30 protein-coding genes are annotated in these 25607 nt (G+C 71.1%); 20 read left to right on the top strand and 10 right to left on the bottom strand.

The features are described from left to right. Nucleotides 1-116: 116 nt before the first annotated feature. Nucleotides 117-737: a TetR family transcriptional regulator gene (locus tag KBX53_RS00630; protein ID WP_210857450.1), complete on the bottom strand. Its 621-nt coding sequence runs from the start codon at nt 735-737 to the stop codon at nt 117-119. A gap of 144 nt (nt 738-881) precedes the next feature. On the opposite strand from KBX53_RS00630, the gene KBX53_RS00625 reads away from it, so the two are divergent. The 3 genes from KBX53_RS00625 (at nt 882) to KBX53_RS00615 (ending at nt 1894) form a co-directional block, all read left to right on the top strand. After that, nucleotides 882-1247 carry a DNA polymerase ligase N-terminal domain-containing protein gene (locus tag KBX53_RS00625; protein ID WP_210857449.1) on the top strand — a complete coding sequence of 122 codons (366 nt, stop codon included), beginning with the start codon at nt 882-884 and terminating at the stop codon, nt 1245-1247. 39 nt (nt 1248-1286) lie between these two features. After that, nucleotides 1287-1496, top strand: coding sequence for a hypothetical protein (locus KBX53_RS00620; protein WP_210857448.1), 210 nt, complete (start codon nt 1287-1289; stop codon nt 1494-1496). Between the two features lie 65 nt (nt 1497-1561). Further along, nucleotides 1562-1894 carry a TraR/DksA C4-type zinc finger protein gene (locus tag KBX53_RS00615; protein ID WP_030330739.1) on the top strand — a complete coding sequence of 111 codons (333 nt, stop codon included), beginning with the start codon at nt 1562-1564 and terminating at the stop codon, nt 1892-1894. A 147-nt stretch (nt 1895-2041) separates the two neighbouring features. On the opposite strand, the gene KBX53_RS00610 is transcribed toward KBX53_RS00615, so the two are convergent. Both KBX53_RS00610 and KBX53_RS00605 read right to left on the bottom strand, forming a co-directional pair. Beyond that, on the bottom strand, nt 2042-2821 hold the full coding sequence (locus KBX53_RS00610; RefSeq protein WP_051708303.1) for an ABC transporter permease: 780 nt from the start codon (nt 2819-2821) through the stop codon (nt 2042-2044). Between the two features lie 12 nt (nt 2822-2833). Next, the gene (locus tag KBX53_RS00605; RefSeq protein ID WP_245233591.1) at nt 2834-3931 is read right to left on the bottom strand and encodes an ABC transporter substrate-binding protein; all 1098 of its coding nucleotides are present in this window, start codon (nt 3929-3931) and stop codon (nt 2834-2836) included. Nucleotides 3932-4100: 169 nt separating this feature from the next. On the opposite strand from KBX53_RS00605, the gene KBX53_RS00600 reads away from it, so the two are divergent. The 11 genes from KBX53_RS00600 to KBX53_RS00550 all read left to right on the top strand — a co-directional run bounded on the left by KBX53_RS00600 (nt 4101) and on the right by KBX53_RS00550 (nt 13578). Continuing rightward, complete coding sequence (locus KBX53_RS00600) at nt 4101-5036, top strand: DUF6282 family protein (protein WP_210857447.1); 936 nt, start codon at nt 4101-4103, stop codon at nt 5034-5036. Then, complete coding sequence (locus KBX53_RS00595) at nt 5033-5749, top strand: PIG-L deacetylase family protein (RefSeq protein WP_210857446.1); 717 nt, start codon at nt 5033-5035, stop codon at nt 5747-5749. Before KBX53_RS00600 ends, KBX53_RS00595 begins: the two co-directional genes overlap by 4 nt. Further along, on the top strand, nt 5746-6402 hold the full coding sequence (locus KBX53_RS00590; protein ID WP_210857445.1) for a 4-carboxy-4-hydroxy-2-oxoadipate aldolase/oxaloacetate decarboxylase: 657 nt from the start codon (nt 5746-5748) through the stop codon (nt 6400-6402). The genes KBX53_RS00595 and KBX53_RS00590 overlap by 4 nt, the downstream gene beginning before the upstream one ends. 162 nt (nt 6403-6564) lie before the next feature. Continuing rightward, nucleotides 6565-7608, top strand: a complete 1044-nt coding sequence (locus KBX53_RS00585; RefSeq protein ID WP_210857444.1) for an aromatic ring-hydroxylating dioxygenase subunit alpha — start codon at nt 6565-6567, stop codon at nt 7606-7608. Continuing rightward, the gene (locus tag KBX53_RS00580; RefSeq protein WP_210857443.1) at nt 7605-7823 is read left to right on the top strand and encodes a hypothetical protein; all 219 of its coding nucleotides are present in this window, start codon (nt 7605-7607) and stop codon (nt 7821-7823) included. Before KBX53_RS00585 ends, KBX53_RS00580 begins: the two co-directional genes overlap by 4 nt. Further along, complete coding sequence (locus tag KBX53_RS00575) at nt 7820-8773, top strand: PDR/VanB family oxidoreductase (RefSeq protein WP_307857729.1); 954 nt, start codon at nt 7820-7822, stop codon at nt 8771-8773. The genes KBX53_RS00580 and KBX53_RS00575 overlap by 4 nt, the downstream gene beginning before the upstream one ends. A 30-nt stretch (nt 8774-8803) precedes the next feature. Continuing rightward, a complete protein-coding gene (locus tag KBX53_RS00570) occupies nt 8804-9565 on the top strand; it encodes an IclR family transcriptional regulator (RefSeq protein WP_210857442.1) in 762 nt (253 codons plus the stop codon). A gap of 113 nt (nt 9566-9678) precedes the next feature. Further along, the gene (locus tag KBX53_RS00565; protein WP_210857441.1) at nt 9679-10605 is read left to right on the top strand and encodes an SDR family NAD(P)-dependent oxidoreductase; all 927 of its coding nucleotides are present in this window, start codon (nt 9679-9681) and stop codon (nt 10603-10605) included. A gap of 36 nt (nt 10606-10641) precedes the next feature. Continuing rightward, entirely contained in the window at nt 10642-11526 is an 885-nt protein-coding gene (locus KBX53_RS00560; protein WP_030330717.1) for an amidohydrolase family protein, read from the top strand. Between the two features lie 19 nt (nt 11527-11545). Beyond that, a complete protein-coding gene (locus KBX53_RS00555) occupies nt 11546-11998 on the top strand; it encodes a MaoC family dehydratase (RefSeq protein ID WP_030330716.1) in 453 nt (150 codons plus the stop codon). Between the two features lie 59 nt (nt 11999-12057). Continuing rightward, nucleotides 12058-13578 (top strand): long-chain fatty acid--CoA ligase, encoded by a 1521-nt coding sequence (locus KBX53_RS00550; RefSeq protein WP_030330714.1) that lies wholly within the window; start codon nt 12058-12060, stop codon nt 13576-13578. Here KBX53_RS00550 and KBX53_RS00545 read toward each other — a convergent pair. From KBX53_RS00545 to KBX53_RS00515, 7 genes are all read right to left on the bottom strand, one after another. Continuing rightward, nucleotides 13502-14389, bottom strand: coding sequence for a PaaX family transcriptional regulator C-terminal domain-containing protein (locus tag KBX53_RS00545; protein WP_036411154.1), 888 nt, complete (start codon nt 14387-14389; stop codon nt 13502-13504). The genes KBX53_RS00550 and KBX53_RS00545 overlap by 77 nt on opposite strands. 51 nt (nt 14390-14440) lie before the next feature. Further along, the gene (locus KBX53_RS00540) at nt 14441-15241 is read right to left on the bottom strand and encodes an ABC transporter ATP-binding protein (RefSeq protein ID WP_030330711.1); all 801 of its coding nucleotides are present in this window, start codon (nt 15239-15241) and stop codon (nt 14441-14443) included. After that, nucleotides 15234-16058, bottom strand: a complete 825-nt coding sequence (locus KBX53_RS00535) for an ABC transporter permease (protein WP_030330709.1) — start codon at nt 16056-16058, stop codon at nt 15234-15236. The genes KBX53_RS00540 and KBX53_RS00535 overlap by 8 nt, the downstream gene beginning before the upstream one ends. Then, nucleotides 16055-16855 carry an ABC transporter permease gene (locus tag KBX53_RS00530; RefSeq protein WP_051708302.1) on the bottom strand — a complete coding sequence of 267 codons (801 nt, stop codon included), beginning with the start codon at nt 16853-16855 and terminating at the stop codon, nt 16055-16057. The genes KBX53_RS00535 and KBX53_RS00530 overlap by 4 nt, the downstream gene beginning before the upstream one ends. A 72-nt stretch (nt 16856-16927) precedes the next feature. Beyond that, the gene (locus KBX53_RS00525; RefSeq protein ID WP_210857440.1) at nt 16928-17902 is read right to left on the bottom strand and encodes an ABC transporter substrate-binding protein; all 975 of its coding nucleotides are present in this window, start codon (nt 17900-17902) and stop codon (nt 16928-16930) included. A 197-nt stretch (nt 17903-18099) separates the two neighbouring features. After that, the gene (pobA, locus tag KBX53_RS00520) at nt 18100-19281 is read right to left on the bottom strand and encodes a 4-hydroxybenzoate 3-monooxygenase (RefSeq protein ID WP_245233590.1); all 1182 of its coding nucleotides are present in this window, start codon (nt 19279-19281) and stop codon (nt 18100-18102) included. A gap of 17 nt (nt 19282-19298) precedes the next feature. After that, the gene (locus KBX53_RS00515; RefSeq protein WP_210857439.1) at nt 19299-20759 is read right to left on the bottom strand and encodes a benzaldehyde dehydrogenase; all 1461 of its coding nucleotides are present in this window, start codon (nt 20757-20759) and stop codon (nt 19299-19301) included. 308 nt (nt 20760-21067) lie between these two features. On the opposite strand from KBX53_RS00515, the gene KBX53_RS00510 reads away from it, so the two are divergent. The 6 genes from KBX53_RS00510 to KBX53_RS00485 form a co-directional block, all read left to right on the top strand. Further along, nucleotides 21068-21886: a CoA transferase subunit A gene (locus tag KBX53_RS00510; protein WP_030330700.1), complete on the top strand. Its 819-nt coding sequence runs from the start codon at nt 21068-21070 to the stop codon at nt 21884-21886. A gap of 27 nt (nt 21887-21913) precedes the next feature. After that, the gene (locus tag KBX53_RS00505; RefSeq protein WP_210857438.1) at nt 21914-22684 is read left to right on the top strand and encodes a CoA-transferase subunit beta; all 771 of its coding nucleotides are present in this window, start codon (nt 21914-21916) and stop codon (nt 22682-22684) included. After that, a complete protein-coding gene (gene pcaH, locus KBX53_RS00500; RefSeq protein ID WP_210857437.1) occupies nt 22681-23430 on the top strand; it encodes a protocatechuate 3,4-dioxygenase subunit beta in 750 nt (249 codons plus the stop codon). The genes KBX53_RS00505 and pcaH overlap by 4 nt, the downstream gene beginning before the upstream one ends. After that, on the top strand, nt 23423-23995 hold the full coding sequence (gene pcaG / locus KBX53_RS00495) for a protocatechuate 3,4-dioxygenase subunit alpha (RefSeq protein WP_030330694.1): 573 nt from the start codon (nt 23423-23425) through the stop codon (nt 23993-23995). The genes pcaH and pcaG overlap by 8 nt, the downstream gene beginning before the upstream one ends. Continuing rightward, the gene (locus tag KBX53_RS00490; RefSeq protein ID WP_210857436.1) at nt 23970-25163 is read left to right on the top strand and encodes a lyase family protein; all 1194 of its coding nucleotides are present in this window, start codon (nt 23970-23972) and stop codon (nt 25161-25163) included. Before pcaG ends, KBX53_RS00490 begins: the two co-directional genes overlap by 26 nt. Continuing rightward, nucleotides 25160-25607: alpha/beta fold hydrolase (locus tag KBX53_RS00485; protein ID WP_247674910.1), on the top strand; the 448-nt coding region annotated here is incomplete at its 3' end. The genes KBX53_RS00490 and KBX53_RS00485, both read left to right, overlap by 4 nt.

Raw genomic sequence — 25607 nt, 5'->3', positions numbered from 1 at the left:
CGTCATCACCACGGCAGGCGCGGCACGTGGCCGGCCCGCCGCGGGGTGCGACGCGGCTTGAGGTGGTGGGTGAGGTGGGGCCCTGGACGACGGGCGGCTCAGTGCGACGGGGCAGCTCAGTGCGACGGGGCAGGGAGGCCGGCGGCGACCTGGGTGAAGGCGTCGGTGATGAGGTGTTCGATCGGGGTGGGTGGGTCGGCGCTGTCCAGATAGTGCTGCATGCCAACGGCGACGGCTGCGCTGGCGGCGGCCGCGACGAGACGCGGATACATGTCGGTGGCGAGGTCGGTGGCGGTTCGCTCGGCGACCGCGGCGGCAAGCTCGGCCTCGGCGACCGCTGTGGCGCGCAGCCGTTCGCCCTGCAACGCGGGCTCGGCGAGCATGGTGCGGACACCGGCGACCCACTGCGCGTGGTCGGGGGAGGGCATCGCCTCGACCTCGGGGCCGCGGGTGAACTGCTCCAGCGCGGCCTGGGTGAGCGCAACCCAGAGCGGCTCGTCGGCGGGACGTTCCCGCAGCGCGGCGGCGGTGCGCAGGCTGCGGTCGAGGTGACGCGAGGCGATCGCCTCGGCCTTGCTGGAGAAGTAGTTGTTGAAGGTGCGTGGGGAGACGCCGACCGCCTCGGCGATGTCCTCGACGCGGACGTTGTCGTAGCCGCGCTCCGCGGTGAGGTGGATCGCCGCCCAGCCAAGCGCCGCCCGTGTCTCGGCCTTCTTGCGTTCCCGCAGCCCCGTCATGCCACCACGTTAGCACTAGTTGCGCGTCACGCAAATATGCGTGCCACGCAAAAATTCCTGAGCCGCAGGCGTTCCGCTCACCCGGGGCCCGCGAGGTGCTCGCGTCGGCCGGCGGGACGGCCGTCCGGCGCCGAGAATGGGGCAGTGGCACCCGCCTTCGTCCTGCACGACCACCGCAAACCGCGACCGCACTTCGACCTGCGGCTCGAGGAGGACGGCGTGCTGCGCTCGTGGGCGGTGCCCCGCGGTCTGCCGGACAACCCCGGCGACAACCGGCTCGCGATCGCCGTGCCCGACCACGACCTCGAACACCTCACCTACGAGGACGTCGACAAGTCGATCGCCGACATCGGCACCTGGGAGGAGCACGATCGCACCGACCGCCGGATGCTGTTCACCCTGCACGGCCGCACCGGCAGCCGGCGATACGCGTTGATCCGCACTGGCGAGGGGTGGCTGCTCCACCTGACGAAGCAGCAGCCTCCGGACGATCTTGAGGCATCGCCGTAGACGTTGGCTTTACCGCAGACACCAATCTATGGTGGGGGCATGCCGTCGGTGACCTTCCGCTCGCCCGCCGCCACCATGGTGGCGGTGAGCGGTGCTGTCCGCGTGCCGACGGTCACACGCCGCAAGGCCGACATGCGGGTGCCGGTTGTCCGCGCGCCGCACACCGCGCTCGCCGACAGGATGTCGAGCCCGGTGCGAACCGGCCGAGGCCCACCCGCGCAGTCGTTGCACACCCAGAACGACCGCTAGGGCGAAGCTATCCAAGCTTCGGCCCTTTTTGTTTTCCCGTCCATTTCCCTTTGAAGGGGCAGACCATGAGTGTCGATCATCCTCGCACCATCGATCAGACCTGGCTCGCCGACATGCGAGCGTCCCTGACGGACGACTTCGCCGCCCAGACGGCCCGGCTGCGGGAACTGACCGAGCTCAACGCCGACACCGGCGACCCGGGCGAGGCCCACAACCAGGCCGCGCTGCTGGCCGCCACCCGTCAGACCATCGAGCAGATCACCGGTGCGCTGAGCCGCATCAGCGACGGCACCTACGGTGCCTGCCAGAGGTGCCACCGGAGCATCCCGACCGAGCGGCTCGAGATTCTCCCGCACGCCCGCTTCTGCGTGCCGTGCCAGGAGAAGCAGAACAGGTGAGGCCCGGTGTGGCTGCCGCGCCGCCGGCACGGCAGCCACACCATCCCGTGCGAGAGAGCCACGACCGTCATCCCGCGCACCGCGCGGCATCTCGGTCCCGGTGCCAAAGCAGCCGCTACGAACGCCACAGAGCCTGACAACGCGCTACTACGACGAGATCGCCCGTGCCCACGGGGCGAGGAGGCGTTCGAGGCCGGCCATCAGGTAGAAGAGCAGCGCGCCCATCAGCGCGAGCAGGGTCAGCGCCGCGAACGCGAGTGGAGTGTCGGCGGACTGGCCGGAACTGGCGATCACCGAGCCGAGGCCGGCCTCGGGGTTGATCACCTCGCCGATGGTCGCGCCGATGATGGCCAGCGAGGTCGCGACCTTCAGTCCGACGAAGACCTGCGGGAGGGCCCACGGGAGTCGTACCTTCACGAAGGTCTGCCACCACGAGGCGGAGAGGGATCGGGCGAGTTCGCCGAGTTCGTTCGGGGTCGAAGTCAGCCCAGCCATGGTCGAGACCAGGATCGGAAAGAAGCAGAGCAGCACAACCATCACGACTTTGGTTTCGTAGCCGAACCCGATCCAGACCAGGAGCAGCGGTGCGAGCGCCACCTTCGGCACCGCGTTGATTCCGGCGATCATGGGGAGGGCCATCCGCTCGACCGTCCGGGAGGCGGCGAGCATGACGGCGAGCAGGAGCCCACCCACGGCCGCGATCCCGAACCCGATGACGGTCTCCAGGAAGGTGACCATCGTCTGCTCTGCAAGGTAGCCAGGGAGCCGGACGAACGCGTCGACCACGTCCGGGGGTGCCGGCAGGAAGAACGGCTCGATGTCGAAGGCCCAGGTGGCCAGCCACCAGAGCGCGATCGCCAGCACCGCACCGAGCGCGGGCAGCCCGACGTGGGGCCAGCGTTGTGACAGCGGGAGGCGGTCAGGCACGATGATCTTCCGTCAGGACTTCTTCACGAACCTCAGGTCGACGATCTCCTCCGGGGTCAAGCCGGGCGGAATCAGGTCGGCGCCCTGTAGGACGGTGATTGTCTGGGCCACCTGCTTCTCATCCATGAAGCCGATCGGGGCGCCTGACGCGGGGCGAACGTGCGGGGACATCGCCTCGATCTCGCCCTTGCCCGCCGCCACGGCATAGGTGGGCTTCACCTTGTTGAGGATCGCCGCGGCCTCGTCCGGGTGCTCGATGCTGTACTGGAGCCCCTTGAGCACCGCGTCGGTGAATCGCTGCACCAGGTCGGGGTCTTTTTCGATGAGCGAGGGAGTGGTGATGATCGCGTTGCCGAAAAGGTCCCGCAGATAGTCGCTGTAGGGCAGCACCACCACCTCCTTCTTGGAGGCGGCCTGTAGCGCGTTGCGGCTGAGCAGGAAGGTACCCAGCGCGTCGACCTTCCGGCTGGCCATGAGTCCATTGAGCGCCGTGGCCTGGACGCCCTCGATCTTCACCGTCTTCGGGTCGAACCCGGCCAGCCGGGCGTAGGCCGGGAAGAGCAGCTCGGTCACCGACCCGGCGCCGGTCGCCATCGTCTTGCCCTGCAGGTCCTTCGGGGTGGTGATGTTGGTGTCCGCGGTGGTCATCACCGAGATCAGCGTCTGTTGGTGCACGGCGGCGATGGCCCGCCAGTCAGTGAACTCGCCCTTGCCCGCCTGAATCACGGCACCGGTGAAGTCGAGCGCACCGAACTGGACCTGACCGGACTTGAGGGCCGTCAGGTTCTGCTGATTGCCAGCGCCCTCTTTGATGTCGACTTCAATGCCGGCCTCGGCGAAGTAGCCCTTCTCCTTCGCCACCCAGGCGAACGCGTCCCGACCTACAGCGCCGAAGGCGGTGATGTAGGCGACCCTGTCGGTCTCCTCGCCGGTCGGGTCGCCACTGGCGTCATCGGAACCGCTGCAACCGGTCACGCCAAGGGCCGCGGCGAGCAACGTCACTACCAGGGCGCGAGAGCGCTTGACCATGTGCTGCCTCCAGCTTGAGAGTCTCGGAGAAGGCGCCGGCGCGCCATGCCGACAAAGACCGCACGGGCCGGGGCTGTCCACAGTGCTCTTCCCGATGAATGATCGTAGATGATGATCGCTATGACTGTCACCGGACCGGTTCCCGGATTCCTTTCCCTGGGCTCTGCGAAGGAGTCATTTCTGCAGTTACAGCGCTGTCAACAATGGACAGTCGGTCCGGGAAAGCCGCGAGAACCTTCGAAGGAGCACGATGTCTGACCACCCTGCCCCGTCCGCCCGGGCCCGCGCCCTGGTCCGCGGTGCCTACGACACGCACGTCCACGTGGCCCCTGACGTCATGGCGCGGCGGATCGACGATGTCGATCTGGCGTACCGGTGTGCCGAGGTCGGGCTCGCCGGTTTCGTCCTCAAGTCCCATTACGTGGCCACGGCCGAGCGGGCGGCCGTCGTCCGCAAAGTGGTCCCCGGCGTCGACACGCTCGGCGCGATCACTCTCAACGGCGCCATGGGCGGCATCAACCCGGTCGCCGTTGAGGTCGCGGCACGGCAGGGCGCGCGCATCGTCTGGATGCCGACGGTGGACTCCGGAAACCAGCGGCGTAACACCGCCGCCGACCTGCCGGGTGCCACGCCGGCGATGTGGGGGGCGTTCCAAGCCGATCTGCACAGCCAGGGCATCGTGCCGGAGCCGGTCGAGGTCGTCGACGACGAAGGGCGCGTTCTCGAGCGGGTACGCCAGGTGCTGCGGGTGATAGCCCGGCACGACATCACACTCGCCACCGGACACCTGAGTGGCGACGAGATCGTCGCCGTCGTCCGGGCCGCCCGCGAAGAGGGCGTACGCCGGATCGTGGTCACCCATCCCGAGTTCACGTCCCAGCGGCTGCCGGCCGAGCAGCAGCGGGAGTTGGCCGAGGCGGGTGCCCTGTTGGAACGCTGCTTCACCACCCCGCACTCGGGCAAGGTCGCCTGGCTGGAGCTGTTCGCCACCATCCGGGCGGTCGGCACGGCGCACTCCGTCCTCTCCAGCGACCTCGGGCAACCCTTCAACCCGCCGGTCGAGGACGGTCTGGCGCTCTTCGCCGACCGCCTGCTCGACGCCGGCTTCACCGATGAGGAGATTCACGTCATGGCTGTGGTCAACTCCCGTCGTCTGGCGATGCCCAAGGCGACGGTGCCAGCATGAGCGCGCGGCGACTGCTTGTGGTGGGTGCCCACTCGGCCGACTTCGTCTGGCGGGCCGCGGGGGCGGTCGCCAAACACACAATGGCGGGTGGTGAGGCTGTCGTGCTGGCACTCTCCTACGGAGAACGGGGCGAGTCCGGCGAGCTCTGGAAAGACCCGAACCAGACGGTGGAGAACGTCAAGCGGCTGCGGCACGCGGAGGCGGAGCGCGCTGCCGCCATGGTCGGCGCCCGCCTGGAGACGTTCGATCTCGGCGACTACCCGTTGCGGATCAGGGACGAGGACATCGACCGCCTGGCCGCGCTGATGCGGGAGTACGCGCCGCACGTGGTGGTCACCCACCCGGACCGCGATCCCTTCAACCCGGATCACCCGGTGGCGCACACCGCAGTGGCGACCGCCCGGCAGCTCACCGCGGGAGCCGGGGTGTCCAGCGGCTTCCGGACCGCCCCGCCCTCGGAGTTCCTGGTCTTCGAACCGCACCAGCCCGAGCTTTGTGGGTTCGTCCCCACCGTCTTCGTCGACATCACCGATGTGATGGCGGCCAAGCAGGAGGCGATGGCGTCGATGGGCGCCCAGGGCTACCTGCGCGACTACTACACGCAGCGGGCCGATCAGCGTGGTAACCACGCCCGCCGGGTGACCGGCGACCCCGGCATTCGGCAGGCCGAGGCGTTCCAGCGATTGATCCCGAACGTGGTGGGGGCTCTGTGAGCGAGTTTCGTGACGTGGCGGTCGTCGGACCGGGTGTGATCGAGACATTGGCTGCCGGCGGGGTGGCGACCGTCTACGAGGCTGCCGGCAGGTCTGGCCTGCTCGACGTCGACCTTGTCCAGATCGTTCCGGGCACTCGGGTCGCCGGTGTGGCCCGGACCGTCCGCTGCGGTCAGGACGACAACCGGGCCGTGCACGAGGCGATGACGCTGGTGCGCCCCGGCGACGTGCTCGTGCTCACCATGCCCGAGCCCGCCCCGGTAGCCCTGATCGGTGAGCTGCTGGCCAGCCAGGCCAAGGTCGCTGGCGCGGCGGGCCTGCTGGTGGACGCGGCGGTACGCGACGTGGATGAGCTCCGGGAACTCGGGCTGCCGATCTGGGCCCGATGGCAACGGGTCCGAGGCGCGACCAAGCGGGCGCGGGGCTCGCTCGACGTCGCGGTCCACCTGGGTGGGACGACCGTCAACCCGGGAGACGTGGTGGTGCTCGACGCCGACGGTGCCGTGGTCGTAGCGCGGGAGAGTGCGGCCGAGGTGGCCGCCGCGACGCGGAGTCGGATCGAGAAGGAGACGCGGCTGCGGGCCCGGCTGGATGCCGGTGAGTTCAGCTACGACCTACACGGAATGCGGGCGCAGGACGAGGCCGCCGGGTGAGCAGGAGCGCCGATCGTCGGGCGCCGAGCAGCGGCAGTTGCAGAAGTCCGGCGAGGGCTGAGCGCTTCGGCTTTCACCCAGTGAAAGCGCCAGTCCCCACCGTGGGCACCACACGCGATGCTGCGACTCCATCGACGTCCGTGCGCATGGAGGTCCGGTCTGATGGCATTCGCGCGTAACCAGTGGTATGTGGCGGCCTACGGCAGTGAGGTGGGGCGCGGCCTGCTCGCCCGCACGGTGCTCGGTGAGCCGTTGGTGCTGTACCGCACCGGTGCCGGGAAGGCGGTGGCGCTCGCCGACCGGTGCGTGCACCGGCGCTTCCCGCTCTCGGAGAGCCGGCTCGACGGCGACACGATCGTCTGCGGCTACCACGGCTTCACCTACGACCCGAGCGGTGCGTGTGTCTTCGTACCCGGTCAACAGCGCATCCCGCGTACCGCGCGGGTGACCTCGTTCCCGGTGGTGGAACAGGACTCCTTCATCTGGGTCTGGATCGGCGACCTGGACCGGGCCGACCCGGCCGCGATTCCCCGCGCACCCTGGCTCGCCGACCCGCGCTACGCGGTGGTGCGGGGCATGGCGCCGCTGAACGCGCGGTACAGCCTGCTGGTGGACAACCTCCTGGACCTGTCCCACGAGACCTACCTGCACGGCGGCTACATCGGCACGCCGGAGGTGGCGAACACCCCGATCACCACCGAGGTGGACGAGGACCGGGCGATCGTCTACGTCAGCCGGCACATGGACGACGCCGAGTGCCCGCCGTTCTACGCGCGCTCGACCGGGATCCAGGGCCGGATCACCCGGTGGCAGGACATCGAATACCACCCGCCCTGCCTCTACCTCCTGCACAGCCGCATCGCGCCGCAGGGTGTCTATCCGCCCGCCGAGGGCGAGGACAGCGAGGCGTTCCACGCCGAGATCGTGTACGCCATCACCCCGTCGACGGAGCACACCACCTATGACTTCTGGGCGGTGGCGCGCGACTTCGCCATCGACGACGAGTCGGTCAGTGAGTACCTGCACCACAGCAACCACACGGTGGTCATGCAGGACGTGACCGCGCTCAACATCCTGGAGCAGGTGCTCGTGACCGAACCGGACCGGTACCAGGAGTTGAGCATCAACATCGACACCGGTGGCCTGGCCGCCCGGCGGCTGCTGGCCCGGATGGTCGGGTCGGGGACGGTGGGAGCGGCGCGGTGACGTCCCGGGCCGGCACGCTCACCGGGGAGCGGGTCTACCGGATCCACTGGGTGCCCGGCACCGACACCCTGCGCGGGATCTGCCACTGTGGTGCCGAGCGCCTCGCCGAGGAACCGGTCGAGTTGTGGGAGTGGCTGCTCGCCCACCCGCAGGGCCACCAGGGCCTGGCCGTGCCGGTGCCCGGCCCGCCGAGGCGGCTGGCGATGCGCGGGTGACAGTGGACGCGCTGACCGGAGTGGAACTGGTGGTCGCCGGACGCGATCAGGTGGCCGCCGACGTGGTGGCGCTGCGCCTGTGTCGTGCCGACGGCGGTGAGCTGCCCGAGTGGACGCCCGGCGCGCACATCGACCTGGAGTTGGGCGGCGGACTGGCCCGTCAGTACTCCCTCTGTGGCGACCCGGCGGACCGGTCCGTGCTGCGGATCGCGGTGCGGCGCGACCCGGACGGACGCGGCGGCTCCCGGCTGGTGCACGAGCGGCTCACCGTCGGCGCGACCGTCCGGGTGAGCGGACCCCGCAACACCTTCCCCCTGGTCCCGGCGCGGCGGTACCTCTTCGTCGCCGGTGGCATCGGCATCACCCCCCTCGCGCCGATGGTCGCCGCCGCCGACGCCGCGGGCGCGGACTGGCGGCTGGTGTACGGGGGACGCACCCGCGCCACCATGGCCTTCGCCACCACCCTGCGGGAGAAGTACGGCGACCGGGTGAGCCTGCACCCGCAGGACGAGACCGGGTTGCTTGACCTGGCCGGGTTGCTGGGCCGGCCCGGCACCGGGCTCGTCTACTGCTGTGGGCCGGAACCACTGATCACCGCGGTGGAGGAGCTGTGCCGCGGTTGGCCTCCCGGCTGCCTGCACGTCGAGCGGTTCACCGCGCGGGGCGACACCGGCGCGCCGGACACCACGATCGAGGTCGAACTCGCGCTCTCCGGGCGGACGGTGACGGTGCCGCCGGGCACGCCGATCCTGCGGGCGGTGGAGGAGGCCGGCGTGCAGGTCCTCTCGTCCTGCCGGGAGGGCACCTGCGGTACCTGCGAGACCCCGGTGCTCGCCGGCGTGCCGGAGCATCGCGACAGCCTGCTCACCGCGCAGGAGCGGGCCGCTGGCGACACCATGATGATCTGCGTGTCCCGGGCCCGTACGCCCCGACTCGTGCTGGAGCTGTGAGCGCCCGGCGTGGGCGGGGATGATGACGGGGTGCGCGCAGAGCCGGGGCGGTCGGTGACGAGCAAGGTGCTGGCGCTGCTCGACGCGTTCAGCCCGGCCACCCCGGCGTTGACCCTGAGCGAGTTGGCGCGGCGCACCGGGATGCCACTGCCCACCGTGTACCGGCGGGCCGCGGAGCTGGTCGCGTGGGGGGCGCTGGAGCGCGGCGACGACGGCCGGTACCGGATCGGTCTGCGGCTGTGGGAGGTGGGTTCGCTCGCTCCGCGGGGCCTGGGGCTGCGGGAGCTGGCCCTGCCGGTGATGGAGGACCTGTACGAGGTGACCCACGAGAACGTCCAGTTGGCCGTGCGGCAGGGCCTCGAACTCGTCTTCATCGAACGGATCGCCGGGCGGCACGCGGTGCCCGTGCTCACCCGGGTGGGGGGTCGCTTCGCGTTGCACGCCACCGGGGTCGGGTTGGTCCTGCTCGCCCACGCGCCCGCCGAGGTGCAGGAGCGGGTGCTGGCCGCGCCGCTGGAGCGGTACACCGAACTGACCATCACCGACCCTCGGCGGCTGCGCGGCTGCCTCGCCGAGGTGCGCCGGGCCGGGTACGCGGTCAGCGACCGTCAGGTCACCATGGACGCCCTGTCGGTGGCCGCGCCGATCCGCGTACCGGAGGGTGTGGTGGCGGCGATCTCACTGGTGGTCGCCCACGACCGAGCCGACCCGGTGGCGCTGGCCCCGCTGGTACAGGCCGCCGGCCGGGTGGTCTCCCGGGCGCTGAACAACGCCACCGGCCCTGCCGTCTGATGTAGACAGACTGCAAATCGTTGACGCCCGGTCAAATTCTGCATTACGTTGCCGGTGCGCGTGTTACTCCCCACCTTCGTGCGCGGATCGGCATCGACGAAAGGGAGCACCTCATGGCACTGGACGGCAAAGTCGCCATCGTCACCGGCGCCGGGCGGGGTCTCGGCCTCGCCTACGCGCAGGAGTTGGCGCGCCGCGGCGCCTCGGTCGTGGTCAACGACGTCGACGCCGAGGCCACCGCCGACGCCGTGGCGGCGATCGAGGCGTCCGGCGGCCGGGCCGTCGCGGTGGTCGCACCGGTCGGCCCGACCGAGACCGCGAAGGAACTCGTCAGCACGGCCGTCGAGCGCTTCGGGCGGCTGGACATCCTCGTCACCAACGCCGGCGTGCTGCGCGACACGGTGCTGTGGAAGATGAGCGACGACGACTTCGACACCGTCATCAACGTGCACCTGCGCGGCACGTTCACCACTGTGCGTGAGGCGGTGCGGCACATGCGGCAGGCCGGCGAGGGCGGGCGGATCATCTGCGTCGGGTCACCCACCGGGCAGCGGGGCACCTTCGGCCAGACCAACTACGCCGCCGCCAAGGCGGGCATCGTCGGCATGGTCCGTACCTGGGCGCTCGAACTCCAGCGGGCCGGCATCACCGCCAACACCGTCGTACCGGTCGCGGCGACAACGATGACCGCCACCGTCCCCTACTTCGCCGCGGCGGTGCGGGCCGAGGCGAACGGCGAGCCGATGCCCGCGTTCTTCCGGCACGAGCTGGGGTTCGGCACGGCGGACGACGCGGCCGGGCTCGTCGCGTTCCTCGGCTCCGACGCGGCGGCCTCAGTGACCGGGCAGGTGATCGGGGTCGGCGGCGACCGCCTGCAGATCTGGACCCACCCCGAGGCCGCGCTGACCGCGCACCGCGAGGGCGGCTGGACGTACGACGCGCTCGTGCAGGCCTGGCCGACGACGTTCGCGGGTGCCGCGCAGAGCGTCGGTGAACGCTTCCCGAAACTCCCCGAGGAGTTCGAGCCCCCGACGTCCTGACCGGCCCGAACAGCCCCGCCGACGGAGGGTGGCCCGATGTACCAGTCCGCGATCGACCTCGACGACGTCACGGCGATCGACATGCACGTGCACATCGAGGTCGACGACCACGGGCACACCTCACTGCCCGAGCCGCTCGTGGCGGCGGCGTCGGCGTACTTCAAGACGGACGGCCCACGGCCCGCTGTCGACGCGGTGGCACAGTACTACCGCGAGCGGCGGATGGTGGCCGTCGTCTTCACAGTGGACGCGCGTACGCAACTGAAGCACCAGCCGCTGTCGAGCACCGCCATCGCCCGCGCGGCGGCCGAGCACGCCGACGTGCTCATCCCGTTCGGGTCGGTCGACCCGCGCACCGGGGGAGCGGCAGTCGAGCTCGCCGACCGGCTGATCCGGGAGGAGGGGGTCCGGGGCTTCAAGTTCCACCCCACGGTGCAGGGCTTCGATCCCCGCCACGACGAGTACGCGCCACTGTGGGGCCTGCTGGAGCGGGCGGGGGTCCCGGCGCTCTTCCACACCGGGCAGACCGGCATCGGCGCGGGTACGCCGGGCGGTCACGGTCTGCGGCTCGGCCTGTCGAATCCGATGCTGCTCGACCCGATCGCCGCCGACTTCCCCGACCTGCAGATCATCATGGCGCACCCGTCGGTGCCCTGGCAGGACGAGGCGTTGTCGGTGGCCACGCACAAGCACAACACCTGGATCGACCTGTCCGGCTGGAGCCCGAAGTACTTCCCGGCCGAGTTGGTGCGCTACGCGAACTCGCTGTTGAAGCGACGGGTGCTCTTCGGCACCGACTACCCGATGCTCACCCCCGACCGGTGGCTGCGCGACGTGCAGAGCACCGACCTCAAGCCGGACGTGCTCCCGGGCATCCTGAAGGACAACGCGGCCCGACTGCTGGGCCTTGCCGCCCGGTGACGACGAGAGGACACATGCCATGACGATGACCATCACCTACGACCGGCTCGGCGACCTCGCCGGCACCGACCTCGGTCACACCGGCTACCGCACCGTCACGCAGGACCAGGTGGACCTCTTCGCCGACGCGACCGACGACCACCAGTGGATCCACGTCGACCCGGAACGGGCGAAGACCGGCCCGTTCGGCGCGCCGATCGCGCACGGCTTCCTCACCCTCTCGCTGGCGGTGCCCTTCTGGACCGAGTTGCTCGAGGTCAAGGGTGTGACCACGAAGGTGAACTACGGCCTCGACAAGGTGCGTTTCCCCGCACCGGTGGTGGTCGGGGCGCGGGTGCGGATGCGGGCCACCGTCGCCGAGGTGGTCGAGGTTCCCGGCGGCTACCAGCTCACTGTCGACCAGACGATCGAGATCGCGGGCGGGAGCAAGCCGGCGGTCGTCGCGCGAGGGCTGTACCGCTTCTACGCCTGAGCCCGGGGGGCGACCGTCGAGCCGGGCGAGCACACCACCTCCACCCCCGGGAGAAGATGATGCAGCAGCACGGAATCGGCGCCTGGGTGGCCAGGCGCCGGCTCAAGTCCCCGGACCAGATCGCGATCATCCACGACCGTTCGCCGCTGACCTACGGGCAGTTCGCCGACGCCACGGACCGGATCTCGGCGGTGCTGCGGGAGCGGGGCGTCGGCAAGGGCGACCCCGTCGCCTACCTGGGCGAGAACAGCCCCGAACTGCTCGAGGTGATGTTCGCGGCGGCCCAGGTCGGTGCCGTCTTCGTGCCGATCAACACGCGGCTCGCCGTCCCCGAGATCGCCTACGTCCTCGCCGACTGCGGCGCGCGGGTGCTGATCCACGACCCGGACTTCGCGGTGCCGGTGGCCGCCGCCGTGTCGGCCGCCCGGACCCCGTACGTCATCGTCAACGGCGACGGCACCGCGGACCGACCCGGGCTGGCGTACCTGACCCGGGCGGCCGCCGGCCTCACCGACCATGCCGACACCACCCACGAGGATCCGGCGGCGATCGTCTACACCTCGGGCACGACCGGCCGGGCCAAGGGCGCGGTGCTGACCCACGGCAACCTCACCTGGGTGGCGCTCAACTGCGTGGTCGACTACGACGTCGTCTCCACCGACGTCGCGCTCATGATCTCGCCGCTGTTCCACGTCGCCTCGCTCGGGATGGGCGCCCTGCCGGTGATCCTCAAGGGCGCCACGATGGTCATCGAGAAGGGCTTCGAGCCGGGGCGCGCGCTCGCGCAGATCGAGCGGTACGGGGTCACCATGCTCAGCGGCGTACCCACCACCTACCAGCTGATGGCCGACCACCCCGCCTGGGCGTCGACCGACCTGTCGACGTTGACGAAGCTCACCTGCGGAGGTTCGGCGGTGCCGGCCAGGATCCTCAACGCGTACGAGGCGCGGGGTCTGTCGTTCTCGCAGGGTTACGGCATGACCGAGGCCGCGCCGGGGGCCACCGCGCTGCCGCCGGCGATGACCCGCGTCAAGCAGGGCAGTGTCGGCCTGCCGCACTTCTTCACCGACGTGCGGATCACCGACGCGGCCGGCGCGGTGGTGCCCACCGGCGTCGTCGGTGAGATCGAGGTCGCCGGACCCAACGTCTTCCCCGGCTACCACGGGCTCGCGGAGGCGACCGCCGAGGCGTTCACCGCCGACGGGTGGTTCCGCTCCGGCGACCTCGGCCACCTGGACGCCGACGGCTACCTCTACATCACCGGCCGCCTCAAGGACATGATCATTTCGGGGGGCGAGAACATCTACCCGCTCGAACTCGAGCAACTGCTCACCGAGGTCGACGGGGTCACCTCGGCGGCGGTCATCGGCGTACCGGACGAGCGTTGGGGCGAGGTGCCGTGGGCGATAGTGACGGTCCGGGAGGGCGCGTCAGTGGACACCGCCACCATCCGGGCTCACCTCGACGGCAGGATCGCGCGCTACAAGCTGCCGAAGAACGTCGTCATCGTGGACGAGCTGCCGCGGACGGCGTCGGGGAAGGTGCGGAAGGCCGATCTGCGGGCCCGATTCGGCGCCTAGCCGCGGGCCGGGCCGCGACGAGGTCGGCGAACTCCGCCGCGGACGCCCCGGCCAGCTTCTCGTGCATCCGGCGGTAGGTCTCCACCGACCTGGTGGCGGGCCACTGCGCGTCCATGAACTCGGCGGGCAGCCTCGGGTCGGCGCGCAGCAGCGCAAGCCAGTCCGCCACCAGCATCGTCCGTACGGTGAGGGCGCTCGGCGCCAGCGTCGCCGCGGACGGGTCGTCCCACACGTCGATGAAGGCGAGGTGGGCGCGCCGGATCGCCTCGATGTCCCACGCCGCGCGGACGCTCTCGCCGATCGGGAACCCGGCGAGTTCGCGGGCGTGGAAGGCGACCACGGTGTTGGGTGCGAGGTCCTGGCGCAGCGGCTCCAACGACCCGGCGAGGTCGACCTCGCCGGGCGCGAGCCAGAGCCCGTCGCGGATCGGCGCGAAGCCCTCCCAGGTGAGGGTGGAGCGCAGCCGGTGCCGCAGCATCCGCTGGCCCTCCGGGATCGAAAAGGTGACCAGGGTCCAGCCGCTGCCCTGCGGGTCGAACGGCCGGGGGCCGCGAACGCGGTCCTTCGCCTCGCGCAACACCGCCGCGCCGTGTTCGGTCAGCGAGAACAGCGTCTCCCGGCCGCTGCGGCTACGGGCGAGGATGCCGCTGTGCACGAGCCGGTCGAGGGTCGCGCGGGTGGCCGGCGCGGCCACGTCCGCACCCTCCAGCACGGTGATCAGGACGCTCGCCCGGATCGGCCCGGTGTCACCGTCGACGACGTGCTCGCCGAAGAAGGCGAGCAACAACTGCTTCGGCTGACGACTACCCACAGCCCTTCCCTTCGGCGAACTCGTTGACCTGGCCGTCGGTCACGGCGCGGATCACGGGGCCACCGCCTGCCCGCGCTTGGCCCGCTGGATCTGGTCGTAGACGTGCGTCCGCAGTTGCGTGAAACGGGGCAGGGCGCGGGTCGTGATCTGATCGCGCTCCGGTGGCAGGTCGATCGCGAGGTCCTCCTGGACCCAGGTCGGCGACGTGGACAATACTAGAACCCGCTGACCGAGATACACCGACTCGTCGATGTCGTGGGTGACGAAGACAACTGAGATGCTGCGGCTGGCGTGCAGCTCCCGCACCAGGTCCTCCAGGTCGGCCCGGGTCTGCGCGTCCACAGCGGCGAACGGTTCATCCATGATCAGGACGTCGGGCTGGTAGGCGATCGCCCGCGCGATCGCGACCCGCTGTTGCATCCCCCCGGAGAGCTGCCACGGGTGGCTGCGTGCGGCGTGCGCGAGGCCCACCGCCTCAAGGGCGTCGACGACCAGCCTGCTCCGGGCGGCGCGGGTCAGCTTCTTGTGCCGCAACGGAAGCTCGACGTTGCCGCGCACGGTGAGCCAGGGGTAGAGGCTGCGTCCGTACTCCTGGAACACGACGGCCATCGCCGGGCTGGGCCCGGTCACCGGCGCGCCGTCCATCTCGACCACGCCGCTGGTGGGCCGCAGCAGGCCGGCCAGGCACTTCAGCAGGGTGGTCTTGCCGCACCCGGACGGCCCGACGACGCAGATGAGCTCGCCGGCGTCCATCGTGAAACTGATGTCCCCGATCGCCTCGACGTCGCCGGTCGCGGACTCGTAGACCTTCCGCAGGTGCTCCACCCGCAGCAGGGTGCGCCGGTCAGACACGGTTGACCTCCCTGATTCCGTGGTACCAGCGCAGCACGCGCCGTTCGACGAGACCGAAAGCGACGGCGAGGAAGACGCCGACGAGACCGAGCAGGAGGATGCCGCTCCACATCTCGGCGATCAGGTAGTTGCGCTGGAAGTAGGCGATCCGGTAGCCGAGGCCGGACGACGAGGCGAACATCTCGGAGATGACCATCAGGATCAGCGCCACCGAGAGGGCCTGGCGGACCCCGGCCATGATCCGTGGGCTGGCGGCCGGGAGCACCAGGAACCAGAGCCGCTCCCACCAGGAGACCTGGAACGATCTCGCGGTCTCCTTCATGACGCTGTCAGTGCCCCGGACACCCTCGATGGTGTTCAACAGGATCGGCCACACCGCGCCGGAGACGATCACGACCACCTTCATGGTGTCCGTGATCCCGAGCAGGAGCATGGCCACCGGGATCAGCACCGGTGGCGGGATGGCCCGGAGGAACTCCAGCAACGGTTCGAGGAGGTCCCGCAACCACTGGGTCAGGCCGATGACGGTGCCGGCGGCGATGCCGACCACGATCGACGCGGCGATGCCGAGGCCGAGGCGGGTGAGGCTCGGCAGCACGTCCTCGACGAACGCCGGCCCGACCCAGGTTTGCCGGAAGGCCTCGGCGATCGTCAGCGGGTCGGGGAAGAACGTGCTCGTCGCCCTCGTCGCCACCACACCCCAGAGCACCAGGAGCAGAATCGGCAGCCCCAGCGGGTAGGCGAGGCCCGCCGCGATCCGGGAGCCGACCGTCCGACCACGCCGCGTGGCGGCGATCCGCCCGGTGTACGCGGTCACAACGGCTCCTCCCCTCGTACTGACTGGTGCCACGACAGCACCCGACGCTCGACGAACCGGAAGACGATGTTCACCGTGAGGCCGAGCAGGCCGGTGACCACGACCAGCGCGTACAGGCCGGGGGCGTCGCCGGCGGACCGGGACAGTTCGATCATGCGCCCGAGGCCGGGGTTGCCGATCACCATCTCCGCGGTGATGGCGAGGATGAGCGCGACCGCCGCCGCGAGCCGCAGCCCGGTCATGAGGTACGGCAGGGTGGTCGGCAGGACCAGGTGCGAGAGTTGCTCCCGCCGGGTCAGGCCGAAACTGCGGGCGGTGTCGCGGGCCACCGCGTCGACGTCGGCGACACCGTAGATCACCTGCACGAACACCTGCCAGAACGACGCGTAGATGATGATGACGAGGGCCGCCTGCCGCTGGATGCCGAACATCAGCACGGCGAGCGGGATGAGGGCGACCGACGGGATCGGCCGCAGGAACTCGACCATCGTGTGGGTCGCGCGCCGCAGGAAGGGCACCAGCCCGACGACGGTGCCGAGGACGACGGCGGCGATTGTCGCCACCGTCAGGCCGATCGCCCAGGACGTCATGGTGCTGCCCAGCCGCCGCCAGAACGCGAGGTCGACGAGCTGCTCGAACAGCCGCGCCAGCACGTCCGTCACGTACGGCAGGTACAACGGGTTGATCAGGCCCAACGTCGGGATCAGTTGCCAGATGAGGAGGAAGCCGGTCAGGCCGACGACGCCCAGCATCGCCCTGCGCAACGCGCGCAGTCGTCGGGTGGAGGGAACGCGCATGTCACTCCCGTCGTCAGGCGGTGCGGCGAGGCCCTCCCCGCGCCGGGGCCGGGGAGGGCGGGATCGCGCCGGCTACTGCTGCTGGATGAGACGGTCGAGGTTGGGTTGCTTGTCGAGCACCTTGTACTTCAGGGCGAGTTCGGCGAGCGTCTGCAGGCTCTGCCGGTCGACGTCCCAACCGAACTCCGGCAGCCGCACCGAGTCGGCCACCGGTGGCGGCAGCTCCAGGTTGTCCTTGATGGCCTGCCGCAGCGCCGCCTCGTTGGCGGGGTCCTTGGCCCACTCCAGCGTCTTCTTCATCGCCGCCGTGAAGTCCTCGACCAGCTTGGCGTCCTTCTCGGTGCGTTCCTTGGTGGTGATGGTGGTGAGCGTGGTCAGGCCGGGCACCACCGCCTGGTAGGGCGCGACGACGAAGGTGTCGCCGCGGCCCCTGAGCTGCGTGACGAACGGCTCCGGCACCCAGGCGGCGTCGATGTTTCCGGATTCGAGTTGGGCCGGGGCGTCCGGGAACGCGACCTCGACGAACTTGATCGTCGACGGATCGCCGCCGTCCTTCTCGACCGCCGCCATGATCGTCACGTCGCCGGCGGCGCCCAGGCTGTTGACCGAGACCCGTTTGCCGGCGAGGTCGGCCGGCCGCTTGATGCCGGACTTCGCCGAGGCCACCACGGCGTTGATGTCGTCGCCGTCGGCGTACGAGGAGGCGTAGTTGCCGATGATGACGACACCGAGGTCGCGCAGGTCGGCCCGGAACGGGCCGAACGGCTGGCCGATCGCGAAGTCGATGTCGCCGTTCATGAGCGCGGGAATGGCCTGCGCGCCGCCCTGGGCGGGCAGCACCTCGACCTGGAGGCCGCGTTCGGCGAAGAGGCCCGCCTTGATGCCACCCCACAGCGCGGCGGTCTCGGTGATGGGCAGCGCCGCGACCCGGACCGGGCGCAGGTCGCCGGAGTCCTGATCGGACGGTGTGGACGCGTCGGAGTCGGTACATCCGGTGAGGGCGATCGCGGTAGCAGCGATCAGCCCGAGAGCCATGACCTTCTTCATTGACGAGGCCCTTCCTGGGCGGGGGTGGTGGGTGCGTCGGAAGTCGGCGGATGCCTCGGATCTGCAGGTGAACTACCGCTGCGTGGGGGCGCACGCCGCTGTGGTGGCCATGGTCAGTCACGCCGGCATTGAAAGTCAATAATTTCTGACGCCCGTCATGGATAAGTTGAACAACGCGACGTCACGCCGGCTCCCGTTCACACCTCGGGCAGGCCCACGTAATTCTCCGACAGGCTCCTGGCGTACGCCTCGGAGGTGGTGACATACCTCAGCGTGGCGATCTGCAGCTTCGACTCGTACGGGTCGTCGCGCTCCAGCCGGTGCAGCATGGAGGTCATCCACCAGGAGAAGTGCTGGGCCCGCCAGACCCGGCGCAACGCCGTGGCCGAGTAGCCGTCCAGCAGATCGGTGCGGCCCTCGTCGTACCACGCGGCGAACGCGTCACCGAGCAGCGCGACGTCGGCGAGAGCCAGGTTCATTCCCTTGGCGCCGGTCGGTGGGACGATGTGGACGGCGTCCCCGGCCAGGAACAGCCGCTCCCACCGCATCGGCTCGACCACGAAACTGCGCATTGGCGTGATGGACTTCTCCAGGATCGGCCCCTCGTTGAGTGACCACCCCGGCACCGTCTCCAACCGGGTCCGCAGCTCCGCCCAGATCCGCTCGTCCGGCCACGCGGCGATGTCCTCGTCCGGTGCGACCTGCAGATACAGCCGGGAGATCTCGGGGGAGCGCATGCTGTAGAGGGCGAAACCACGCTCGTGGTTGGCGTAGATGAGCTCGTCCACGGCTGGTGGCGCGGCGGCGAGGACACCCAACCAGGCGAAGGGGTACGCCCGCTCGTAGGTGGTCAGCACACCCTCGGGCACCGCGCCCCGGCTCACCCCGTGGAACCCGTCGCAGCCGGCCACGAAGTCGCAGCGCAGCTCCTCGTCGCGCCCGTCGCGTCGAAAGTGGACCACCGGCGAGTCCGAGTCGAGACCGTCCAGACGTACCACGTCGGCCTCGAAGAGAATCGAGCCACCGGCCGCGAGCCGGGCGGCGATCAGGTCCTTGACCACCTCCTGCTGCCCGTAGACGGTGATCGCCCGCCCGGTCAGGTCCGCCATCGGCACCCGGTGCGACTCCCCGGCGAAGCGCAGCTCGATGCCCTCGTGACGCAGTCCCTCCCGGCGCAGCCGTTCACCCACACCGCTGCGACAGAGCAGGTCGACCGAGCCCTGTTCGAGCACGCCCGCCCGGAGCCGGTGCTCGACGTGGTCGCGGCTGCGGCTCTCCAGCACCACGGACTCGATGCCGCGCAGGTGCAGCAGGTGCGACAGCATCAGCCCCGCCGGTCCCGCGCCGACGATGCCGACCTGGGTACGCATCTCCGGCATGCTCCTCTCCTCCGGTGTCAGAACGGGTAGCGCGTGATGGTGCCCTGCACGGTGAGCCACTGGGTCTCGGTGAACGCCTCGACGTTCGCCGCCGGCCCGCCGAACCGCGAGCCGGTGCCGGAGGCTCCCACCCCACCGAACGGCGCCACCGCCTCGTCGCTCACCGTCAGGTCGTTGATGTGCACGATTCCGCTGGGGATCCGGTCGGCGAGCGACATCGCCTTCATCACGTCGCGGCTCAGGATGCCCAGTGACAGGCCGTTCTCGGTCTGCCGGGCCAACTCCACCGCCTCGGCCTGGTCGGTGAACGTGATCACCGGCGCGACCGGGCCGAAGACCTCCTGGGCGTACGCCGGGGTCGCGGGGGTGACGTCGGTGAGCACCGTCGGCCGGTAGAACAGCCCCTCGTACGTGCCCCCGGCCGCCAGCCGGGCGCCCGCGTCGACGCTTGCCGTGACCAGTGCGTGGATCTTGTCGCGCTGGCGCTCGTCGATGATCGGTCCGAGCGCCACCTGCTCCTTCGCCGGGTCGCCGACGGGCAGGTGGTTCGCCTTCTCCGCCAGCCGCTCGACGTACCGCTCGGACAGGCTCTCGTGCACCAGGTGCCGGCCGGTGGTCATGCAGATCTGGCCCTGGTGCAGGAACGACCCCCAGGCTCCGGCGGAGACCGCGAGCTCCAGGTCGGCGTCGTCGAGCACGATCAGCGCCGAGTTGCCACCGAGTTCGAGGTGGGCGCGTTTGAGGTGGCGTGCCGCCGCCTCGCCGACCAGGCGACCGGCCGCAGTCGAGCCGGTGAAGCTGATCACCCGCACGTTCGGGTCGGCCACCAGCGCCTCGCCGGCGTCGACCCCGCCGGGCAGGACGTGCAGCAGCCCGTCGGGCAGGCCGGCCTCCTCGAAGACCCGTGCGATCGAGATGCCACCGCAGACCGCCGTGCGCGGATCGGGCTTGAGCACCACCGCGTTGCCCAGCGCCAGGGCCGGGGCGACGGAGCGGGTGGCCAGGATGAGCGGGAAGTTGAACGGCGCGATGACTCCGACGACGCCGACGGGCAACCGGCGAGCCAGGCTGAGTCGCGGTTGGGCGCTCGGAATGATCTCGCCGAGCGGGTGCGAGGCCAGCGCCGCCGCCTCGTAGCACTCCTGCGCCGCGGTGTCGGTCTCCACCCCGGCCTTGGGTGCGATGGACCCGGCCTCCCGCACGATCCAGTCGCCGATCTCGGCGGCGTGCCGCTCGAACAGGTGCCCGGCCCGGCGCAGCACCGCGGCCCGTTCGGCGTATCCGGTGGCGGCCCAGGCGCGCTGGGCGGCGGCGGCGCGGGCGCAGGCGCGCGTCACGTCCTCGGCGTTCGCCACGCCCACCTGGGCGATCTCCTCGCCGGTGGCGGGGGATCGCACGGGCGCCGTGCCGCCGGCCGGTTCCACCCAGCCGTCGCTGTGCAGCGTGCCCTGCCAGGTCATGGCGTCCAGCAGTGTCATGGCGGTCCTCCTCGGAGCGTGGGGCCGGTGGGGTGGTGACGGGTGACCCGGTGGGCTCTCCGTTCGCGCGCAGGGGCCCAGATGTGTTCGCTGACCGAACGGGCGTTCTCTGTAAGAACGTTGGCACGTGGTCGCTCCCGCGTCAACGCATCGTCGACGGTGAGCGCCGAGCACTGTGGACGGCGTGGGCCGGGCCCGGTGAACCTGTCGTTGACTGATGCCATCCGCCCGTCGTACGTTCGATATGAGCACGGCAGTCCGCATAGCGAACAGCGGGCAGCACTGTTGTCGCGGGAGGCGGGAGGCCCATGGCGAAGCTCGTCTCGCTGGCCGAGGGCGTGGCGCAGCTGGTCCACGACGGTGACGTGGTGGCCCTCGAAGGGTTCACCCACCTCATTCCGTTCGCCGCCGGTCACGAGATCATCCGTCAGGGGCGGCGGGACCTGACCCTCGTGCGGATGACCCCCGACGTCATCTACGACCAGCTCATCGGCGCCGGCTGCGCCCGTCGCCTGGTCTTCTCCTGGGGCGGCAACCCGGGCGTCGGGTCGCTGCACCGCTTCCGCGACGCCGTGCAGCACGCCTGGCCGCGCCCACTCGAACTGGAGGAGCACAGCCACGCGGGCATGGCGAACCGGTACGTCGCCGGGGCGTCCGGGCTGCCGTTCGCCGTCCTGCGCGGCTACACCGGCACCGACCTGCCCCGGCACACCACCAACATCCGGCCCATCACCTGCCCGTTCACCGGCGAGACGCTCACCGCCGTCCCCGCCCTGCGTCCCGACGTGACGGTGGTGCACGCCCAGCGTGCGGACCGCAACGGCAACGTGCAGATGTGGGGCATCACCGGGGTGCAGAAGGAGGCGGTGCTCGCCGCCCACCGGTCACTGGTCACCGTCGAGGAGATCGTGGACGAGTGGGAACCCGTACCCGGGCAGGTCGTCCTGCCCGGCTGGGCGGTCACCGCGGTGGCCGAGGTGCCCGGCGGCGCACACCCCTCGTACGCCCACGGTTACTCGGTGCGTGACAACGACTTCTACCGGGACTGGGACGCCGTCAGCCGACACCGCGACACCTTCCGCGCCTGGCTGGACGAGCACGTGCACAGGGCCGGCGCGGCGGCATGAGTCAGCGCAGCGAGCGAGGGGAACGCGATGGCGGACTGGACCGCGGACGAGATGATGACCGTCGCCGCGGCGCGGCAACTGCGCGACGGCACCGCCTGCTTCGTCGGGATCGGGTTGCCCAGCACGGCGGCGAATCTCGCCCGGGCGACGCACGCCCCGAACCTGGTCCTCATCTACGAATCCGGGTGCCTCGGCGCGAAGCCGGACCGGCTTCCGCTCTCCATCGGCGACGGGGTCCTCGCCGACACCGCTGACGCGGTGGTGTCGGTGCCGGAGGTGTTCAACTACTGGCTCCAGCCCGGCCGGATCGACGTGGGTTTCCTCGGCGCCGCCCAGCTCGACCGGTACGGCAACATCAACACCACCGTCGTCGGCGGTGACTACGACACCCCGAAGGTCCGGCTGCCCGGAGCCGGTGGCGCCCCGGAGATCGCCGCCTCCTGCGGCGAGGTCGTGGTCATCGTCCGGCAGGACCTGCGGACGTTCACCGAACGGGTCGACTTCGTCACCTCGGTCGGGTACGGGACGGGCCCGGGCGACCGGGAACGGCTCGGCCTGCGCGGCGGCGGTCCCCGCATGGTGATCACCGACCTCGGCGTGCTCGAACCCGACCCGGTCACCCGCGAACTCACGCTGACCCACCTGCACCCCGGCGTGACGCGGGAGCAGGCACGGGCGGCCACCGGCTGGGACCTCGCCGTCGCCGAGGAACCGGCCGCCACTGCGCCACCGACGGCCCACGAACTCGCGGTGTTGCGGGCGCTGGAGGCGACGAAGTCCGACGGGAGACGACAATGACCACTCAGGACACCCGGGCCGGCGGCGGCCTGGTGCTGCCGCGGTACCGACGCGACGACGTCGACGCCCACCCGCCGCTGCTCAGTCCCGGCTACAGGTCGACGGTGGCGCGGGCGCCGAAACACCCACTGATCCACCTGCCGCAGCGGCTGACCGAGATCACCGGGCCGTTGCTGGGGGAGGGGCGGCTCGGCCCGCTCGACCACGACCTGACCCGCCAGCACGACGGCGAACCGCAGGGACAGCGGATCATCGTGCACGGCCGGGTCCGCGATGGTGACGGTCGACCGGTACCCCGCACGCTCGTCGAGATCTGGCAGGCCAACGCCGCCGGACGGTACCGCGACGCCCGCGACACCTGGCCGGCCCCGCTCGACCCCCACTTCACCGGGGTGGGTCGGGCGCTGACCGACGACCAGGGGCGGTACCGGTTCATCACCGTGCAGCCCGGCGCGTACCCCTGGCGTAACCACGACAACGCCTGGCGGCCGGCGCACATCCACTTCTCCCTCTTCGGCCGCGCGTTCACCCAACGGCTGGTGACGCAGATGTACTTCCCGGGCGACCCGCTCTTCTTCCAGGACCCGATCTTCAACTCGGTCCGCGACCCGAAGGCCCGGGAACGGATGATCGCCCGGTACGACCACGCCACCACGACACCGGAGTGGGCGCTGGCGTACGAGTTCGACATCGTGCTGCGGGGCCGGGAGAGCACCCCCTTCGAGGACGAGGACGACGATGAGTGAGCGGTTGGGTGTCATGCCCGCGCAGACCGTCGGGCCGTACCTGCACATCGGCCTGCGCTGGCCCGACGGCCCGTACGTCGTGCCCGAGGGCACGCCCGGCGCGTTCTGGATCAGGGGCCGGATCGTCGACGGCACCGGGACGCCGGTGGTGGACGCGATGGTGGAGAGCTGGCAGGCCGACCCGGACGGCCGGTTCGACCACCCGGACGACCCTCGGGGGGCCCGGCCGCCAGTGCTCGCCGGCTTCCGCGGATTCGGGCGCAGCGAGACCGACGGGCAGGGGTGGTACCGGTTGTTGACAGTCAAGCCGGGGGCGCTGCCCGATCCGGAGGGCGGCACCGAAGCCCCTCACCTCACCCTGTCCGTCTTCGGGCGTGGGCTGCTGCACCGCCTCGTCACCCGGCTCTACTTCCCCGACGAGCCGGCGGCGAACGCCGTTGACCCCGTGCTGCGCGGCGTCGACGCCGACCGCCGCGACACCCTGCTGGCGACACCCGCAGCGGACGGGTTCCGGTTCGACATCCACCTGCAGGGCGCGCATGAGACCGTCTTCTTCGCCGTCTGACGGGCTGCTCGGCGGCCTCTCCGGCACCTCGGACGTCGACGCGGAACTCAGCGACCCGGCAGTGCTCCAGGCGATGCTCGACGCGGAGGCCGCGCTGGCCCGGGCCGTGGCGGACGCCGGCATCATGCCCGCACCGGCCGCCGACGCGATCGTCGCGCAGTGCCGCGCCGAGCGGTACGACCCGGGGGCCCTCGGCAGGGCGGCCGACGCCACCGGCAACCCGGTCGTTCCGCTGGTGGGTGAGCTGACCGCCGCAGTGCCGGAGCACCACCGGGCCTGGGTGCACTTCGGAGCGACCAGCCAGGATGTGCTGGACACGTTCGGGCTCAAGGACGCCGGCTGGTTGACCGGGCAGGCCGAGGCCCGGGACCGGCTGCGGCAGGCCGGCGTCGCGCAGCCCGCGCAGCTCGGTGGCGCGGTCGGCACCCTGGCCGCGTACGGCCCGGCCGGCGCCGACGTCGCCGAGCGGTTCGCGGCGCACCTGGGCCTCCCGCCGAGCCCGCTGCCCTGGCACACCCGCCGGCAGCCCTGGCTCGACCTGGCCACCGCCCTCGGTGGGCTCCTCGTGGCCGCCGGCAAGGTCGCGCTCGACGTCGGCCTGCTCGCCCAGAACGAGATCGCCGAGGTCGCCGAGGGTGGCGTCGGCCGGGGCGGCTCCTCGGCCATGCCGCACAAGCGCAACCCGGTGGACTCGGTCCTCGTCACCGCCGCGACACGACGCGGTCCCGGTCTCGTCGCCACAGTGTTCGCCGCGGCGGTGCAGGAGCACGAGCGGGCCGCCGGCGCCTGGCACGCCGAGTGGGAACCACTGCTCGACCTGCTGCACGTGACCGGTGGCGCCGCCGCGCGGTGCGCCCGGATGCTCGTCGGGCTGCGGGTCGACGCGCGGCGGATGCGGGCGAACCTCGACGCGACAGGGGGCGTCCTGCTGGCCGAGGCGGTCGCCGCGCGACTGACGCCCGCCGTCGGTCGCCGCGCCGCGCACGACCTGGTGACCCGTGCCGCCGCCGCGCCCTCGTTCCGCGCCGCGCTGCTCGCCGACACCGAGATCCGCGCTCACCTGTCCGACACCGAGATAGCCGAGGCGCTCGACCCGCACCGCTGGCTCGGCTCGGCCGGGCGGTTCGTCGACAGGGCCCTTGTCGCCGTTCGGGGAGCGGACGGATGACCGCCCGGCTGCATCTCACCGTCGACGGTCCGGCCGTCGCCCCGGTGCTGCTGCTCGGCAGTTCCCTCGGCACCGCCGCCGCGATGTGGGACCCCCAGGTGCCGGCGCTCGCCCAACGGTTCCGGGTCATCCGGTACGACCACCTGGGCCACGGGCGCTCGGCGGTGCCGCCCGGGCCGTACACCCTGGACCTGTTGGGCCGGGAGTTGCTGCGGACGCTGGACGACCTCGACGTGCCGTGGGTCCACTACGCGGGGCTGTCCCTCGGCGGCATGGTGGGCATGTGGCTCGCCACGTACGCGCCCGAGCGGGTGCGCCGGCTGGCGCTGCTCTGCACGTCGGCGTCGCTCGGCCCACCCGAGCAGTGGCGGGACCGGGCGGCGACGGTGCGGGCCGAAGGGTTGCCGACGATCGCCGACGCGGTGGTGGCCCGCTGGTTCACCC

This window comes from Micromonospora sp. M51 (assembly GCF_018070305.1).
GTDB classification, from domain to species: domain Bacteria; phylum Actinomycetota; class Actinomycetes; order Mycobacteriales; family Micromonosporaceae; genus Micromonospora; species Micromonospora parva.
The sequence above is the reverse complement of the archived record's forward strand: the minus strand, read 5'-3'. Positions and strand labels throughout refer to the sequence as shown.

Bases quoted from the DNA above. Each gene is read 5' to 3' on its own strand.
- KBX53_RS00630 (WP_210857450.1), bottom strand. From the start codon at position 737: ATGACGGGGCTGCGGGAACGCAAGAAGGCCGAGACACGGGCGGCGCTT.
- KBX53_RS00565 (WP_210857441.1), top strand. From the start codon at position 9,679: ATGGCACTGGACGGCAAAGTCGCCATCGTCACCGGCGCCGGGCGGGGT.
- KBX53_RS00620 (WP_210857448.1), top strand. From the start codon at position 1,287: ATGCCGTCGGTGACCTTCCGCTCGCCCGCCGCCACCATGGTGGCGGTG.
- KBX53_RS00530 (WP_051708302.1), bottom strand. From the start codon at position 16,855: ATGCGCGTTCCCTCCACCCGACGACTGCGCGCGTTGCGCAGGGCGATG.
- pcaH (WP_210857437.1), top strand. From the start codon at position 22,681: ATGACCACTCAGGACACCCGGGCCGGCGGCGGCCTGGTGCTGCCGCGG.
- KBX53_RS00555 (WP_030330716.1), top strand. From the start codon at position 11,546: ATGACGATGACCATCACCTACGACCGGCTCGGCGACCTCGCCGGCACC.
- KBX53_RS00510 (WP_030330700.1), top strand. From the start codon at position 21,068: ATGGCGAAGCTCGTCTCGCTGGCCGAGGGCGTGGCGCAGCTGGTCCAC.
- KBX53_RS00505 (WP_210857438.1), top strand. From the start codon at position 21,914: ATGGCGGACTGGACCGCGGACGAGATGATGACCGTCGCCGCGGCGCGG.
- KBX53_RS00560 (WP_030330717.1), top strand. From the start codon at position 10,642: ATGTACCAGTCCGCGATCGACCTCGACGACGTCACGGCGATCGACATG.
- KBX53_RS00550 (WP_030330714.1), top strand. From the start codon at position 12,058: ATGCAGCAGCACGGAATCGGCGCCTGGGTGGCCAGGCGCCGGCTCAAG.
- pcaG (WP_030330694.1), top strand. From the start codon at position 23,423: ATGAGTGAGCGGTTGGGTGTCATGCCCGCGCAGACCGTCGGGCCGTAC.
- KBX53_RS00585 (WP_210857444.1), top strand. From the start codon at position 6,565: ATGGCATTCGCGCGTAACCAGTGGTATGTGGCGGCCTACGGCAGTGAG.
- KBX53_RS00490 (WP_210857436.1), top strand. From the start codon at position 23,970: ATGAGACCGTCTTCTTCGCCGTCTGACGGGCTGCTCGGCGGCCTCTCC.
- KBX53_RS00515 (WP_210857439.1), bottom strand. From the start codon at position 20,759: ATGACACTGCTGGACGCCATGACCTGGCAGGGCACGCTGCACAGCGAC.
- KBX53_RS00600 (WP_210857447.1), top strand. From the start codon at position 4,101: ATGTCTGACCACCCTGCCCCGTCCGCCCGGGCCCGCGCCCTGGTCCGC.
- KBX53_RS00525 (WP_210857440.1), bottom strand. From the start codon at position 17,902: ATGAAGAAGGTCATGGCTCTCGGGCTGATCGCTGCTACCGCGATCGCC.
- KBX53_RS00595 (WP_210857446.1), top strand. From the start codon at position 5,033: ATGAGCGCGCGGCGACTGCTTGTGGTGGGTGCCCACTCGGCCGACTTC.
- KBX53_RS00615 (WP_030330739.1), top strand. From the start codon at position 1,562: ATGAGTGTCGATCATCCTCGCACCATCGATCAGACCTGGCTCGCCGAC.
- pobA (WP_245233590.1), bottom strand. From the start codon at position 19,281: ATGCCGGAGATGCGTACCCAGGTCGGCATCGTCGGCGCGGGACCGGCG.